This is a genomic window from Skermania piniformis (assembly GCF_019285775.1).
GTDB classification, from domain to species: domain Bacteria; phylum Actinomycetota; class Actinomycetes; order Mycobacteriales; family Mycobacteriaceae; genus Skermania; species Skermania pinensis.
The window spans coordinates 1175034-1189601 of sequence record NZ_CP079105.1 but is presented as its reverse complement, the minus strand read 5'-3'; the positions used below and the strand labels follow the sequence as shown (position 1 = coordinate 1189601).

Here is a 14568-nt window from a genome sequence, read left to right as displayed (position 1 = left end):
GATATCGTGCCGTCTGTTCGTCCTGCGGCTGCCAGGTGCCCCGCCCACGCGGTCAGCCATCTACTCCATTCACCCTGCATGGCGGCACCGTAGTGCCCAGCAACCCCGACGCTATCCACGGCTCAGATGGTGGCGACGATGCGGAGATGCCTACCCGGAACGAGCCCCGCGATCGTTTCCTCGGGGATCGGCGGCGGGATCGGGCCCTGGCCTGCGGCTGCTCTTAACCAGCGGGTTCGGGGTTCGAGTCCCTGATATCGCACGCCGATAATCCCATCGTCGACACTCGCTCGGGCTCCGCCGAGCACGACGTAGGCGAAATCGAGACCTGCCGCTCGGCAGATCACTCGGGCGACCTCCGATGCGCTCAGGCGCTGCTCCGCGAGGCCGGAAAGGGGCGACAACGTCGCCTAGTGCAGAGTCAGACCCCCGGTAGGACTGACGATCGTTCCGGTGAGATAGCGCGCGTCCTCGGACGCCAGAAAGGCCACGACATTGCCGATGTCCTGCGGCGCAGCTACTCCGAACGGAGCTCGTTCGACGATCTTCTCGTACTGCCTGCGATGATGCTGGGAGACGCCGTCCTCGCGTTCGAACGCCGCCGTCCAGGACGGCGAGTCACGTACCACCGTCACGCACACCGCGTTCACGCGAATACCGTCGCGTGCCAACTCTTTCGAGAGCAACTTGCTCGTCTGGATCAAGCCGCCGGAGAAGGTGGAGATCGCCGTCTGGCCGGGTGTCGGCGTCCTGCCTCCCTCGGAGGTGACGAACACGACGCTGCCGCCACCACGCTCCCGCAGGTAGGGAACGGCGGACTGCACGACCAAAAGTTTCGCGGCAACAGCCTGGCCGACGAAGGTGGTCACCCGGGCGAGGTCGATATCGGCGAACGGCCCGCGGACCTCCGGCGAGCGGGCTTCGTCGTCGTTGCCGCCGGCGTTGGCGATCACGATGTCGACGCCGCCGTGGCGGCGTGCCGTTTCACCGAGCACATCATCCATATCGGCCTTCGACAGGACATCGCCGGCAAGGAAGTCCGCGGTGGCACCGGCGGCGCGGATCTCGGTGAGCACGGCATCGGCCTTCTGCGGGTTGCGGCCGTTGATCACTACTGTCGCACCGCGCGCCGCCAGCTCCACTGCGACACCCCTGCCGATCCCGCCGGTACCCCCGGTGACGACAGCCACTTTTCCGTCGAGAGTGTTCATCCAGCCGCCTTCGCTCGATATCGGTATTATCTATAATATATTATCTGCGATTCACCCGTCCATGCCTGGACCTGTTCGACCGTACTCAGCTCGAGGCGGCCTTCTGCTTGTCGTTCGTCTCCCCGACGAAACGAACCGTCGAGCCGCGGACGGTCACTTCTCCATCTCCGTCGGCAGTTGCGAATCCGCTGCGAGCGTAGGTGTTTCGGTGTCATGCTCGGTCGCGATCCAGCTGGACAGCAGGCGCAGCGCCTCATCCGACCTGGAGCCGGGCTCGGCGGTGTATCCGACGAGCGTCAGCCCGCCGTCGCCGGCGATCGAAAGCGCTTCGAACCGCAAGGTCAGGTCACCGACGGCGGAGTGGTGGAACCGCTTGGTGCCGCGGCGATGTACCTGCACGTCGTGCGCGGCCCACCGAGACCGGAATGCCTCGCTCCGGGTCGCCAGTTCCCCGATCAGCCCGGTGACCGCGGCCGAATACGGCGAGCGCGCGGCTTCGGCACGAAGTAGCGCGACGGCGTGGTCTGCGGCCGTGTCCCAGTCCGGAAACAGATTGTCGGCGTGGCTGTCGAGGAAGAGGAAACGCGCGAGATTGGGCGCGCCCCGATCCCGTGCGAAGACGTCCGCATAGAGCGCGCGCCCCAGCTCGTTGGCAGCCACGACATCGAGGTGCGCGTTCTGTACGACGGCGGGCGCGGTGACCATCGCATCCAGCAGGGCGCGGACGGTCGGCGGCACCTGCTGCCGCGATGACGCGGGAGTGCGCCGCCTGCGAGCTTTCGACGTGGTGGCCGCCCGGGCGAGATCGAACAGGTGGTTCGACTCTGCCTCGTCGAGCCGCAGTGCGGTAGCGACCGCGTGCAGAACCTCGTCGGACACGCCGCCGACGTGGCCGCGCTCGATCTGGATGTAGTACTCGGCGCTCACCCCGGCCAGCTGCGCGACCTCTTCACGACGCAGTCCGGTCACCCGACGCCGTGTTCCGGCGGGAAGTCCCACTTGATCCGGCGTGATCTTCGCTCGGCGAGTCATCAGGAATTCCTTGATATCCTTCGCGATCTCCATGAACTCCAGGCTAGGTGGGAACGGGACAGCGGTGCAGGGGCTGCCGGTTCCCCCTATAGGCGCACTCTCCCACCCATCCGAGCGGGCCAGCACCCTGGATGAGGTAACCGACATTTCCGATCCCGAGGAGACACCGTGGATGCCGTCACCTTCCCCAACGGCCCGATCAGCATGTCGGGCAACCTTCACCTGCCCGACAACTTCGATCCCGACGGCAGCTATGCCGCAGTCGTCACCGTGCATCCCGGAGGTGGCGTCAAGGAACAGGCCGCGGGCCTGTACGCGAGCAAGTTGGCCGAGCAGGGCTTCGTCGCGCTGGCCTTCGACGCTTCCTTCCAGGGCGAGAGCGGAGGCGAGCCGCACTTCCTCGAAGACCCGGCCGCTCGGGTCGAGGACGTGCACGCCGCCGTCGACTACCTGCAGTCGCTCGACTACGTCGACGCCGAGCGAATCGGCGTGCTCGGCATCTGCGCCGGCGGCGGATACGGCGTCAACGCCACCATGACCGACTCCCGCATCAAGGCGATCGCCACAGCGAGCGCACTCAACATCGGCAGCGCATGGCGTAAGGGCTGGTTCGGCGCCGAACTCGACTCGGCGGCGGTGGCCGTGCGTGACGCGGCATCTCAGCAGCGCACCGCGGAGGCAGGCGGTGCAGAGCCGTACAACGCCCAGTACGTGCCCGTGGAGCTGGACGAAAGCACGCCACGCGATCTGGCAGAGGCACACGACTACTACCTCACCCCACGCGCCCAGCATCCGAACGCGCAGAACAAATATCTTCTCGCCCAGAGCATCCCGCGAATCCTCGCTTTCGACGCCTTCCATCTCGTCGAGGACCTGCTCACCCAGCCGATCCTGATCGTGGCGGGCAGCGACGCGGGCTCACTGTGGCACAGCACGGAACTACACTCGCGGGCCCGCAGCTCGAAGAAGCTGGTGGTCGTCGACGGTGCCGCCCACATGGACTTCTACGACGTGCCGAAGTACGTCGACCGCGCGGTCGCCGAGGCCGTCCCGTTCTTCACCGAGAACCTCGCCGCGAAAACGAACTGAATCCGTCAGCCGGCGGAGACGAGCTGCAACGTCGTCTCCGCCGCCGCCGGCGCGACCATCGTGTCGAGCGCGGTGCCATGCCCCCGGTATTTGGTCCGGTAGGCCGCGTCGACACCGCTGTTGATGCTCGCATCGCTCGTCGGGCGCAGCTGCACATCGGTCTCGACGTCCCCGGCGCGGATACGTGCAACATTGTCTCTGGTGGCGGAGCGGTACCAGCCGCCGGCGCTTCCGAACGCGGACCGGATGTAGAGATCGTCCGCCACTCGGACCACCCAGACGGGGATCCATCGGCGCAGTGTGCCGTCGCTGCGGTAGGTCGTGATGTGCACCTCCGAAACCCGGCCGATTCGATCGAGTTCCTCGCTTGTCCATGCCATGTCGAATTCCTTTCTCCTGAGAAGGATCGCACCCGAGCGCCGCCTTCGTGGTCAAGCCCACTACCGCGGGTAATCGTAGGCAACCGGTCTATCCACATCCTCCCGAGCGGTGAACCCGTCGGGCGAGTCGGCCGGTGCGGAGAACGGGAAGGATCCTGCGCACGGCGGATCCTCCCCCGGGCCATCAGAACTCGATGACGGCCTTACCCCGAACCTGCTTGTCGAACTCGGTGTAGGCGGCCGCAGCGTCCTCGACCGTCCATCGGTCGGTGAACAGTGCGTCCACATCGATCCCGTGTGCGGCCACGAAACGGGCACACTCCCCCATTCCGACGTTGGAGAAGGTGTAGGAGCCGATGATCGAGATCTGTTTGATCACCACGTCCGGTGACACGTCCAGGTCGATGTTCCCGCCGAGGCCGACGAGGGCGATCCGACCCCACGGCCCCAGGCAACGAGTGCCTGCGACGCGGGCCGCCGGGGCCCCCGAGCTCTCGATGGTTGCCGTGGCGCCTCGGCCGCCGGTGATGTCCCGGATGGCCTCGACCGGGTCGACGGAGCTGGAATCGACCACCTGGTGTGCGCCCAACTCCTTTGCCCGGGTGAGGCGGTCGGCGGCGACGTCGATTGCGATCACCTGCGCGCCCATCGCGGAGGCGAACTGGACCGCGGACTGGCCGATCGGGCCGAGTCCGAACACGGCCACGGTGTCTCGACCGGTCACGTCCGCGCGCTTCAACGCGCCGAACGCGGTGCCGGTACCGCAGGCGATCGCCGCGCCCGCGGAGAAGCTGATCTCCTCGGGCAGGACGACCAGCGTCTCGGCCGGAACAACCATGTAGCCCGCGTGCCCGCCGTGCGCGGTCGCACCGTAGATCGTGGCGCCGTGTACGCACATCTGCGTCCAGCCGGTTCGGCACAGGTCGCAGAAGCCGCAACCCTTGTAGTGGAAGACCATGACCCGGTCGCCGACCTGCCACGCGCGCGGATCGACGTTCGGGCCGATCTCGGCGATGACACCACAGGGCTCGTGACCCGCGATGATCTTCGGCGCCTCGGTCATGCCGCGGGATGCGAAGTCCTTGAACCCCAGCGCTTTCAGCGCTTCCTCGGGCGGGTCGCGGTAGAATTTCAGGTCCGAACCGCACAGTCCCGACGCTTTGATCTCGACGACCACCTCGCCCGGGCCGGGTGTGGGGTCCGGGAAGTCGAGCACGTCGAGTTCGCGATTTCCCCGGAAGACGACGCCGCGCATCAGCGGGTCCCCGCCATCATGGTGGCGCTGAGTAGGCACGGCTTGTCGGACCGATTGCTCCAGATGTGCTTGACGCCACGGTTGACGACGGTGTCGCCCGGCTTGAGCAGTGTCTCGCCGGTCTCGGTAACGGCGTAGATCTCGCCCTCGATGATGGTGACCACGTCGATCGTGTCGGTCTCGTGCCACAGCTCGGCGCTGCCGTTACCGTCGTTCTCGTCATGCCCGAATGCGTCGAGAGATTCTTTGAACGCGACGGCGTCGTACTCGCTGTCCGGCGGGAAGGACGCCAGCCGCACGACCAGGCCGGCAGGCGGCGGGTCGATCACGGGATTGTCGCCGAGGGTCGACGGCGCGAGCACGTTTGCGGGCAGGCTGTCGAACTGCCAGAGCTCCATCACGGTGAAGCCCGGCTGCGCCGTGCGGACGGTGGTGTTGGCGTCCGAGACGAATGTCGACTTGCCGTTTTCGTCGAGTCCGGTCAGCACGACGCGGGCCTCGGCCTTCAGGTGTTCTCCGGTCATTGTTCACTCCTCGTGGTGGGCTTCTTCGGTTGTCGAACGTGCAGCAACGCCGCGAACTCGGCGGCGGGTTGGTCGAGGTCTCCGCCCGTGATCGCCTGCAGCAGTGCGTTACTGCGCTCGGTGCCCAGCGTGGAGACGGTGAGATCGTGGAACTTGGCGTCAAGGTCCTGCTGCCGCATCGGGTTCTCCGCAGTGCCGGACGGATTGTCGAGAAACTTCGTTTCGCTCGTGCCGTCGGCGTAGCGGACGGTGATGTCGGCGACCCAGCGACCCGGGTAGGCGCGGTCGAGTTCCGGCTTCACATCGATCTTGACCTTCTGCGCGAGCGTCGCCACTTCGCTACCCTGTCCGATGTCGAGCTTGCCGGCCAGATACGCGTGGTGCGTGGAGAATCCGTTGCCGAGTCCCATTAGAGCCAAGGCAAATTGGAACGGCAAGCTGTACTGCAGGTGATCGATCTTCGTCGGCGCCCAGGCGTTGGCGTTCTGGTTGCCGATCACCATGTCTCCACCGGTCTGGATTCCCAGCAGCACCGAGTCGACGTCGGCAGCGCGGCCCGAAAGCTGCCCGGCGCCTTCGATATACGCGTGGTTTATGCCGCAGCAGCAGTACGGTTTGACCCACACGCGGGTGATCTCGAAGGTGTTGTCGAGGCCGAAGGTCACGGCCGCGTCGTCGGCGACCTCCCGGCCGATATAGGTGCGGTAGAAGCCCTTCCGGCCCGTGAGAAAGGCGGTGGGCCCGGTGATCCCGGCAGCAGCCAGCTCCGCGGACCGGATCCCGTTGCGGGTGCCGATACCCGCGTGCACGCGCTTGATCGAACCACCGGACGAGGTGTATTCGGTGGTGCCCGACGCGTGGCTGAGTGCGATGGCGAGCGCGTTCACCGTCGTGTCGAAGTCGAATCCGCGCATCTTCGCCACGACTGCGGCCGCACCGAAGTTCGCCAACAGTCCGTGCGGATGGAATCCGCGCTCGAGCAGTTCGGGAGCCGCGAGGTTTCCGATCCGGGTGTAGACCTCGTAGCCGGCCACGATGCCGGTAATCACCTCGCGCATGCCGACGCCGAGTTCCTCGCCGATCGCAAGTGCCGCCGAGACCACGCAACTACCCGGATGCGAAGAACTCGCACGGTGCGCGTCGTCGTATTCGAAACTGTGACCGAATGTCGCGTTGACGAAGGCGGCGTCGCCGGCGCTCATCGCATCGCCGGAGGCAGTGACGTGTGACGTGCCCGGAAGATGTGCCACGCGGGTCAGGTCGAGGACGGCTCGGCTCCACGGCAGGGCCGAGCACCCGATCTGCAGCGAAAGTTGATCCTGCATCAGGCGGCGAGCGCCGGCGAGGGCCTGCGCCGGAATCGCGTCGAAGGTGAGATCGGTGACCAGCCGAGCCGCGGCTGCCTCGACCGGGGGCATGCTTGCCATGTCGGTTCCCCTTTCGATCAGGTTCGATCAGGCCAGCGCGGCGTAGGTGGCGGCGGGAAGGCCGAACGACTTGATTTCGATGTACGCGTCGAAGCCTTCGAGACCGGCCTCGCGACCGATGCCGCTGCTCTTGAAGCCACCGATCGGCGCGGCGAACCCGACCGGGTTGCCGTTGACTTCTACTGTGCCCGTGCGAATATGGCGCGCGACCGACAACGCGTGCTCCGGGTCGGCCGCGAACACGGAGCCGTTGAGTCCGTAGCTCGAGTTGTTGGCGATCTCGATCGCCTCGGCCTCGGTGTCGAACGTGTGCACGGTGAGCACGGGGCCGAAGATCTCCTCCTGGGCGATCTTCGCGTTCGGGTCCACGTCGGCAAAGATCGTCGGGGCGACGTACCAGCCCCGCTCATGCGGTCGTCCGCCGCCACCGACCAGGATCGACGCGCCCGACGACTTGCCGTCCGCGATGTAGCCCTCGACGCGGGTGCGGTGGTTGCGGCTGGCCATCGGCCCGATCTCGGTGGCGGGATCGAACGGGTCGCCCACCGGCATCGACGTGATCAGGTCGATCAACCGATCGTGCAGTTCGTCGCGACGCGACCGGGCCACGACGATCCGCGTCTTGTTGCTGCAGACCTGGCCGCTGTTGCGCAGCGACACCGCGCGGATGGCGGCCACCGCGGCGTCGAGGTCGGCGTCGTCCAACAGCACTGCTGCCGACTTGCCGCCCAGCTCGAGCGTGCAGCGTCGCAGATCCTGGCCGCACAAGGCGCCGATGCGTCTGCCGGCCGCGGTGGATCCGGTGAAGGAGACCTTGTCGACTCCGGAGTGGCGCACGAGGTACTCGCTGACCTCTCGCTGCGCCGGTACGATGTTCACGACACCCTCAGGTAGTCCGGACCTTTCGAGCAGGTGGGCGAGCAGGTAGGAGTCCAGCGGCGTCTCCGGCGTCGGCTTGAGGACCATGGTGCAGCCGGCGAGCAGAGCGGGCGCGAGCTTGATCATCGTGATCAGCAGCGGTGCGTTCCACGGCACGACGGCGGCGACGACACCGACCGGCTCACGGGTGACGAGCGCCTGCCCGGTGATCGATCGGCGCGTGTCGCGCCACGGGTAGGTGGGCGCCAAGTCCAGGAATGCGTCCAGGAGCAGCCGCGGACCGATAGCCTGCATTTTCGTTGAAAGAGTTATCGGACAGCCCATTTCAGCGCTGACGAGGCGGGCGGCATCGGTCTCGTGGGCAGCGAGTTCGGCGCTGAGCGTGCGCAGCACCGCAATGCGTTCGTCGAGCGCGAGCCGAGGCCAAGGGCCGTTGTCGAATGCCTCTCGTGCCGCGGTCACCGCTACATCGACGTCGGCCTCGACAGCTTCGGGAACCCGCGCAAGCAGTTCTTCGGTGGCCGGTGAGATCACTTCGAAGGTGCGGTCGGTCGCGGGTGGTACCCACCGGCCGCCGATGAACAGCTTGTCGTAGTTTCCTTGCCAGATGGCTGTCTGCGCACTCAACGCGGAGCTCCGTTCGACGTTCGTCTGCATCCCGCTGTGATCCGAGTCGTCGGACTCATCGGAATGTGACCTGCACCATACATACTATATATGATATGCCGTTGCGAAAGTCCTCAGAGGTGGGCTGACGGTACCTGCTTGAGGAGTAGCCGCTTCGGCGAAAGTGATTGATTCGGCAGAACTTTTATATTTAATATATTGCTGACAGTTACGGAGGTACCTTCCATGCAGCACAAGCCGCTCACGGGCATCCGGATCCTGGAGATAGGTGGATACATCGCCCTCCCGTTCGGCACCTCGTTGCTCTGCGCGCTGGGGGCCGAGGTCGTCAAGGTCGAGCGGACCGGCGTCGGAGAGGATTTCCGGCGCCAGCAGAACGACGAGAGCCCGTACTTTCGTCAGTACAACACCGGAAAGCGCAGCCTCTCCGTCGATCTCAAGACCGAGGAGGGCGTCGCAGTGGTGAAGGCGCTCATCCCACGCTTCGACGTGGTTCTCGAGAACCTTCGTCCCGGTAAGGTCGCCGCGCTCGGACTCGGCCCCGACGCATGCCGCGCGTTGCGGCCCGACATCGTCTACGGTTCGGTCACCGGGTTCGGATCCACCGGACCGCTGGCGAACCGGCCCGCCTACGACACGATCGGTCACGCTTTCGGCGGGCTCTACTCGCTGTTCAGCGACGAGGGCGACGCCCAGCTCGCCGGCGGACTCAGCGCCGATCTCGTCACCGGCCTGAGCACCGCGACCGGCGTGCTGGCCGCACTCGTCGGCCGGCTCGAGACCGGCAGGCCGCAGCTGATGGAGACGTCGATCATGGAGGCAGTCAGCGCACTCACCATCGACGGCATCACCCAGGCCTTCGAGCTCGGCGCCGACCCGAGTCGCACCAGTCGCCATCCCCAGGCACAGAACTTCTGCGTGCCGACGGCTTCCGGCGAATTCCTGGCGGTGCACCTGTCGTCGTCACAGAAGTTCTGGCAGTCGCTGTGCCGGGCGATGGATCGGATGGACCTCACCACCGACCCGAGGTTCGCCGAATACCGTCCGCGCGAGGCGAACTACTTCACTCTGGTACCGATCGTGGAGAAGGAGTTCGCCACCAAGCCCAAGCAGCATTGGGAGCGAGTGCTCACCGAGCACGACGTACCGTTCGCACCGGTGCTGTCGATGACCGGCTATCTCGACCATCCGCAGGTGCAGCACCTGCGGATGGTCGAGCGGCAAGCCGACGGCCTGGCGCTGATCCGCCCGCCGTGGACGTTCGACGGCGAGCGCCCCGACCGTGGCGGGCGGGCGCCCAAGGTCGGCGCCGACACCCGCCGGGTGGCTCGTGAAGTGCTGCCGAGTGCGAAGATCGACGAGCTGCTCGCCTCCGGGGTGCTCTACGCCGACGAGTCGTGACACCGACGAACCCGCAGCCGGATCGTCACCGCCGGCGAGGACCGGTGCTCGATGTGCGGTTCGGCGGCAGGCAGCCCGGCATCGGCGTCGACGAGCGGCTATGGTCGCGTCACGCCGATTCGAGCGACTCGGCCAGCGCTATAACGCCTTCGGCAGTCTTGACGTGCGCGATGTCGATGTGTTGGCCCTCGAAGTCGACAGCGGCGCTGCCTGCTGCCTCTGCGTGGCGGAATGCCTCGATCATCCGACGGTAGAACGCCACCTTCTCCGGTTCCGGCGTGAACACGTCGTTGGCGATGGCGACGTGTGAGGGGTGGATGCACACCAGCCCGCGGTAGCCGAGTCCGCGGTTGTCCTCCGCGAAGCGGCGGCACCCGTCGCGATCCGCGAGGTCCTGCCAGACACCCGCCAGTGGATGGTGCAGGTCGGCCGCGCGTGCGGCGAGGATGATCCGGCTGCGCAGGTACAGCGTCTCCAGGCCCTGTGGGGTGAACTCGAAGCCGAGCTCGCGGCCGACGTCGGCGCTGGGTCCGGTGGCACCGAGCAGGCTGACGACACGCGGACTCGCTGCGGCGATCTCCTCGCAGTGCGCCATCGAGACGGCCGTCTCGTAGCTGACGATGATGCCGATAGAGTTCTCCGTCAAACCTTCTCGCGACTCGATGTGCGAGACGACCGCGTCGATACGGACGATCTCCTCGGCGGTGAAGACCTTCGGCAAGAACAGCCCGACCAGCCCCGGCTGCACGACCGCTTCGAGGTCACCACCGAGCAGGCCGGTCACCGAGCTGTTCGGGCGCACCCAGAGGTCGGCCCGCACGTCGTCACCGCCGAGCCGGCCGATCGTTTCCGCGACCGTCTTGCGGGCGTCGGCCTTGTCGGCGACCGGGACCGAGTCCTCGAGGTCGAGGATCACCGCGTCGGCGCCGGAGGCGAGAGCCTTGTCCGCCCAGCTCGGCTTGTGACCGGGGACGAACAGCATGGAACGGTACGGCTTCATCGGACATCCTCCTGGATAGGTGCTCAAAGAATATTATATATTTAACGCCATCAGCAAGCGGGTGTGCCTCAGAACCCGCTTGCCCCGAGGCTCGGCCGGAGGACTCCGCACCTGGATGCTTCGCCACGGTTGCCGATCCCCGTCTATGATATTATATTTTTCTACCAGCCCATCTCAACCGGGAGCGACCAGATGGCGGCAGTGACCCCAGAGGACTTCGAGCAGATTCGGGAGCTGGTGCACGATTTCATCCGGACCAAGGTCGTCCCGCGTGAGCAGGAGATCATGGATACCGACACGATTCCCGACGACCTGCGCAAGCAGGCGGCGGAGATGGGTCTGTTCGGGTACGCCATCCCGCAGGAGTGGGGCGGCCTGGGTCTGGACCTCACCCAGGATGTGGAGCTCGCGCTCGAGTTCGGCTACACCTCGCTCGCGCTGCGCTCGATGTTCGGTACCAACAACGGTATCGCCGGCCAGGTGCTGGTCAACTTCGGCACCGACGAGCAGAAGTCGCAGTGGCTCGAGCGCATTGCCTCCGGCGATGTCGTCGCCTCGTTCGCACTCACCGAGCCCGGCGCCGGCTCCAACCCGGCGGGCTTGCGCACCAAGGCAGTTCGCGAGGGTGACGACTGGGTGATCAACGGGCAGAAGTGCTTCATCACCAACGCCCCGATCGCCGGCCTGTTCGTGACGTTCGCACGTACCCGCTCCGCCGACGAGTCCGGCACCGGGATCGCAGTGTTCCTCGTACCTGCCGATACGCCCGGTGTCGAAGTCGGCACGAAGGACAAGAAGATGGGCCAGGAAGGCGCCTGGACCGCCGACGTCACGTTCTCCGATGTACGCGTGCCGAATTCGGCGTTGGTCGGCGGTGACGAGGAGACCGGGTACCGCGCCGCGATGACGTCGTTGGCGCGGGGACGCGTGCACATCGCCGCGCTCGCGGTCGGCACCGCCCAGCGCGCGCTCGACGAGTCGGTCGCCTACGCCGCGACGGCGACGCAGGGCGGCACGCCGATCGGCGATTTCCAGCTCGTGCAGGCGATGCTCGCCGACCAGCAGACCGGCGTGCTGGCCGGTCGCGCACTGGTTCGAGAGACCGCGCGCCGCTACGTCTCGGGCGAGGACCGCCGGATCGGACCGTCCGCTGCGAAGCTGTACTGCACCGAGATGGCCGCGCAGGTCGCCGACCTCGCCGTCCAGGTGCACGGCGGTTCCGGCTACATGCGCGAAGTGCCGGCCGAACGGATCTACCGCGACGTGCGACTGCTGCGCCTCTACGAAGGCACCAGCGAAATCCAGCGACTCATCATCGGCGGCGGACTCGTCCGAGCAGCCAAGAGGGGAAAGAAATGACACTGTCCGACGACGAGGAGCAGATGGTCGCTCTGGTGGCCGAGTTCGTCGACGAACGGGTCCGTCCGCGGGTGCGCGAGTTCGAGGCCGACGACGTCTATCCGGCCGAATTCATCGACGAGATGAAGAAATTGGGCTTCTTCGGGATGCTCGTACCCGCCGAGTACGGCGGCGTCGATGTCAGCACCGCCTGCTTCGCCCGGGTTACCGAGGAACTCGCCCGCGGCTGGATGAGCCTGGCCGGCGCGACCGGCGGCCACTCCGTCATCACCTACCTGATCAAAACCTTCGGCACCGACGAGCAGAAGGCGAAATACCTGCCCGCGATGGCCGACGGCAGCATCCGCGCCACCATGGCGCTCACCGAACCCGCGGGCGGCAGTGATCTGCAGGCGATGCGCACGGTCGCCACCCGAGACGGTGACGAGTGGGTGATCAGGGGCTCGAAAACGTGGATCTCCAACGCCGCACACTCCGGGCTGTTCGGCCTGCTCTGCATCACCGACCGGGACGCGACCCCGTCACACCGGGGCATGAGCGTGATCCTCGTGGAACCCGGCGACGGACTGACGATCTCGAAGAAGCTGCCGAAACTCGGCTACCGTGGCGTCGAGGCGTGCGAGCTCGTGTTCGACGGGCGCCGGGTCGGCGACGACGCAATCCTCGGCGGCACCCCCGACAACGGCTGGGCGCACATGATGCGCGGGCTCGAGGTGGGCCGCATCCAGGTCGCCTCCCGCGCGCTCGGCGTCGGCCAGGCCGCACTGAACGACGCGGTCAAGTACGCCCAGGAACGCGAATCGTTCGGCAAACCCATCTGGAAGCATCAGTCGGTCGGCAACCTGCTCGCCGACATGGCGACCAAGCAACGCGCGGCCCGGCTGCTCACCCTCGACGCCGCCGAGAAGCTCGACGCCGGCGAACGCGCCGACATGGAAGCCGGGATGGCCAAACTGTTCGCCTCCGAAACCGCGATGCAGATCGCCCTCGACGCGATCCGCGTCCACGGCGGCTACGGCTACTCCAAGGAATACGACGTCGAACGCTACTTCCGCGACGCCCCGCTGATGATCGTCGGCGAAGGCACCAACGAAATCCAGCGCAACGTCATTGCGGCGCAACTCATTGCCCGCAACAAGAGCTGACCCGGAACGGACCCATGAGCAGCTCACCACCGACCCTGCGCCGCGATCGTCGCCCCGACCCGTACGCCGGTCGGCACATTCGGCGGCGCGCTGCGCGACCTGCCGGTCGAGGATCTCGCCGCGACCGTGGTCGGCGAGGTCGTCACCCGTTCCGGTGTCGACCCCGAGCGTATCGACGACGTCGTCTTCGCCCAGTCGTATGCCAACTCCGAAGTGCCCTGCGTGGGTCGCTGGGTCGCACTGCACGCCGGACTGCCGATCACCGTTCCCGGCATGCAGCTCGACCGCCGCTGCGGCGGCGGCCTGCAGGCACTGGCGACCGCCGCGATGATGGTGCAGACCGGCTCGGCCGATGCCGTACTCGCCGGCGGCGTGGAGTCGATGAGCCGCATCGAGTACTACTCGACCGCGACCCGCTGGGGTGTGCGCGCGGGCAACACCCAGTTGTACGACCGCCTCGACCGCGGCCGCGAGCGATCCCAGCCGGAATCCAGGTTCGGCCGCATCTCCGGAATGATCGAGACCGCCGAAAATCTCGCGCAGGACTACCGAATCACGCGGGCAGACGCGGATGCCTACGCTGCGCGCAGCCACCAACGCGCAACTGCTGCATGGAAAGATGGCCGTTTCACCGACGAGGTCGTGCCGGTACCGGTGCCACAACACAAGGGTGATCCGGTGGTCTTCGCGGCCGACGAGGGCGTACGGCCGGATTCCACTGTCGAGTCGCTGTCGAAGTTGCGGACCCTCACCCCCGGCGGAACGGTCACCGCCGGCAACGCGAGCCAGCAGAACGACGCGGCCACAGCGTGTCTTGTCGTCGCGGAGGACATGCTCGACGAACTCGGGCTCGAACCACTCGGATATCTCACCGGCTGGGCGGCTGCCGGATGCGACCCGTCCCGGATGGGGATCGGCCCGGTGCCCGCCGTGGCCAAGCTTGCCGCCCGTTCCGGCATCGACACTCGGGGCCTGCTGGACAGCCTCGACCTCGTCGAACTCAACGAGGCGTTCGCCGTGCAGGTTCTCGCAGTCCTCGCCGGCTGGGACTGGGCGGATCACGATCGGCTCAACGTCAACGGATCCGGGATCTCGCTCGGCCACCCGATCGGCGCGACCGGCATGCGCATGGTCACCACACTGCTGCACGAACTGAAGCGGTGCGACGGGCGAAAAGGACTGGCTACGATGTGTATCGGCGGTGGCCAAGGCCTGGCCGCCATGGTCGAAAGGGCATAG

Annotated in this window: 13 protein-coding genes; 5 read left to right on the top strand and 8 right to left on the bottom strand. The window is 66.6% G+C overall.

Annotated features, from left to right (window positions below):
- Positions 1 to 410 precede the first annotated feature (410 nt).
- Both KV203_RS05415 and KV203_RS05410 read right to left on the bottom strand, forming a co-directional pair.
- Positions 411 to 1211 (bottom strand): SDR family NAD(P)-dependent oxidoreductase, encoded by an 801-nt coding sequence (locus tag KV203_RS05415; protein WP_066474500.1) that lies wholly within the window; start codon positions 1209 to 1211, stop codon positions 411 to 413.
- Between the two features lie 153 nt (positions 1212 to 1364).
- The gene (locus KV203_RS05410) at positions 1365 to 2276 is read right to left on the bottom strand and encodes a helix-turn-helix domain-containing protein (RefSeq protein WP_066474497.1); all 912 of its coding nucleotides are present in this window, start codon (positions 2274 to 2276) and stop codon (positions 1365 to 1367) included.
- A gap of 135 nt (positions 2277 to 2411) precedes the next feature.
- Here KV203_RS05410 and KV203_RS05405 point away from each other — a divergent pair, with 135 nt between their 5' ends.
- A complete protein-coding gene (locus KV203_RS05405) occupies positions 2412 to 3332 on the top strand; it encodes an alpha/beta hydrolase (protein ID WP_066474494.1) in 921 nt (306 codons plus the stop codon).
- A 5-nt stretch (positions 3333 to 3337) separates the two neighbouring features.
- On the opposite strand, the gene KV203_RS05400 is transcribed toward KV203_RS05405, so the two are convergent.
- The 5 genes from KV203_RS05400 to KV203_RS05380 all read right to left on the bottom strand — a co-directional run bounded on the left by KV203_RS05400 (position 3338) and on the right by KV203_RS05380 (position 8424).
- Positions 3338 to 3712, bottom strand: coding sequence for a DUF2255 family protein (locus tag KV203_RS05400; RefSeq protein WP_066474490.1), 375 nt, complete (start codon positions 3710 to 3712; stop codon positions 3338 to 3340).
- Between the two features lie 184 nt (positions 3713 to 3896).
- The gene (locus tag KV203_RS05395) at positions 3897 to 4967 is read right to left on the bottom strand and encodes a zinc-dependent alcohol dehydrogenase family protein (protein WP_066474487.1); all 1071 of its coding nucleotides are present in this window, start codon (positions 4965 to 4967) and stop codon (positions 3897 to 3899) included.
- On the bottom strand, positions 4967 to 5491 hold the full coding sequence (locus KV203_RS05390) for a cupin domain-containing protein (protein ID WP_066474484.1): 525 nt from the start codon (positions 5489 to 5491) through the stop codon (positions 4967 to 4969). Before KV203_RS05390 ends, KV203_RS05395 begins: the two co-directional genes overlap by 1 nt.
- Positions 5488 to 6918 carry an MmgE/PrpD family protein gene (locus KV203_RS05385; RefSeq protein WP_066474481.1) on the bottom strand — a complete coding sequence of 477 codons (1431 nt, stop codon included), beginning with the start codon at positions 6916 to 6918 and terminating at the stop codon, positions 5488 to 5490. The genes KV203_RS05390 and KV203_RS05385 overlap by 4 nt, the downstream gene beginning before the upstream one ends.
- 27 nt (positions 6919 to 6945) lie before the next feature.
- The gene (locus tag KV203_RS05380; RefSeq protein WP_246600595.1) at positions 6946 to 8424 is read right to left on the bottom strand and encodes an aldehyde dehydrogenase; all 1479 of its coding nucleotides are present in this window, start codon (positions 8422 to 8424) and stop codon (positions 6946 to 6948) included.
- A gap of 225 nt (positions 8425 to 8649) precedes the next feature.
- Here KV203_RS05380 and KV203_RS05375 point away from each other — a divergent pair, with 225 nt between their 5' ends.
- A complete protein-coding gene (locus tag KV203_RS05375; protein WP_066474475.1) occupies positions 8650 to 9825 on the top strand; it encodes a CaiB/BaiF CoA transferase family protein in 1176 nt (391 codons plus the stop codon).
- A gap of 109 nt (positions 9826 to 9934) precedes the next feature.
- Here the strand turns inward: KV203_RS05375 and KV203_RS05370 are convergent, their stop codons facing one another.
- Positions 9935 to 10825, bottom strand: a complete 891-nt coding sequence (locus KV203_RS05370; RefSeq protein ID WP_066474471.1) for an HpcH/HpaI aldolase/citrate lyase family protein — start codon at positions 10823 to 10825, stop codon at positions 9935 to 9937.
- Between the two features lie 192 nt (positions 10826 to 11017).
- On the opposite strand from KV203_RS05370, the gene KV203_RS05365 reads away from it, so the two are divergent.
- The 3 genes from KV203_RS05365 to KV203_RS05355 all read left to right on the top strand — a co-directional run bounded on the left by KV203_RS05365 (position 11018) and on the right by KV203_RS05355 (position 14568).
- A complete protein-coding gene (locus tag KV203_RS05365) occupies positions 11018 to 12184 on the top strand; it encodes an acyl-CoA dehydrogenase family protein (protein ID WP_066474468.1) in 1167 nt (388 codons plus the stop codon).
- Entirely contained in the window at positions 12181 to 13329 is a 1149-nt protein-coding gene (locus KV203_RS05360; protein ID WP_066474466.1) for an acyl-CoA dehydrogenase family protein, read from the top strand. Before KV203_RS05365 ends, KV203_RS05360 begins: the two co-directional genes overlap by 4 nt.
- Before the next feature lie 99 nt (positions 13330 to 13428).
- Positions 13429 to 14568: an acetyl-CoA C-acetyltransferase gene (locus KV203_RS05355; protein WP_246600924.1), complete on the top strand. Its 1140-nt coding sequence runs from the start codon at positions 13429 to 13431 to the stop codon at positions 14566 to 14568.

Excerpts from the sequence above, each read along its gene's own strand:
- KV203_RS05415 (WP_066474500.1), bottom strand. The coding sequence starts at position 1,211 with ATGAACACTCTCGACGGAAAAGTGGCTGTCGTCACCGGGGGTACCGGC.
- KV203_RS05410 (WP_066474497.1), bottom strand. The coding sequence starts at position 2,276 with ATGGAGATCGCGAAGGATATCAAGGAATTCCTGATGACTCGCCGAGCG.
- KV203_RS05400 (WP_066474490.1), bottom strand. The coding sequence starts at position 3,712 with ATGGCATGGACAAGCGAGGAACTCGATCGAATCGGCCGGGTTTCGGAG.
- KV203_RS05395 (WP_066474487.1), bottom strand. The coding sequence starts at position 4,967 with ATGCGCGGCGTCGTCTTCCGGGGAAATCGCGAACTCGACGTGCTCGAC.
- KV203_RS05390 (WP_066474484.1), bottom strand. The coding sequence starts at position 5,491 with ATGACCGGAGAACACCTGAAGGCCGAGGCCCGCGTCGTGCTGACCGGA.
- KV203_RS05385 (WP_066474481.1), bottom strand. The coding sequence starts at position 6,918 with ATGGCAAGCATGCCCCCGGTCGAGGCAGCCGCGGCTCGGCTGGTCACC.
- KV203_RS05375 (WP_066474475.1), top strand. The coding sequence starts at position 8,650 with ATGCAGCACAAGCCGCTCACGGGCATCCGGATCCTGGAGATAGGTGGA.
- KV203_RS05370 (WP_066474471.1), bottom strand. The coding sequence starts at position 10,825 with ATGAAGCCGTACCGTTCCATGCTGTTCGTCCCCGGTCACAAGCCGAGC.
- KV203_RS05365 (WP_066474468.1), top strand. The coding sequence starts at position 11,018 with ATGGCGGCAGTGACCCCAGAGGACTTCGAGCAGATTCGGGAGCTGGTG.
- KV203_RS05360 (WP_066474466.1), top strand. The coding sequence starts at position 12,181 with ATGACACTGTCCGACGACGAGGAGCAGATGGTCGCTCTGGTGGCCGAG.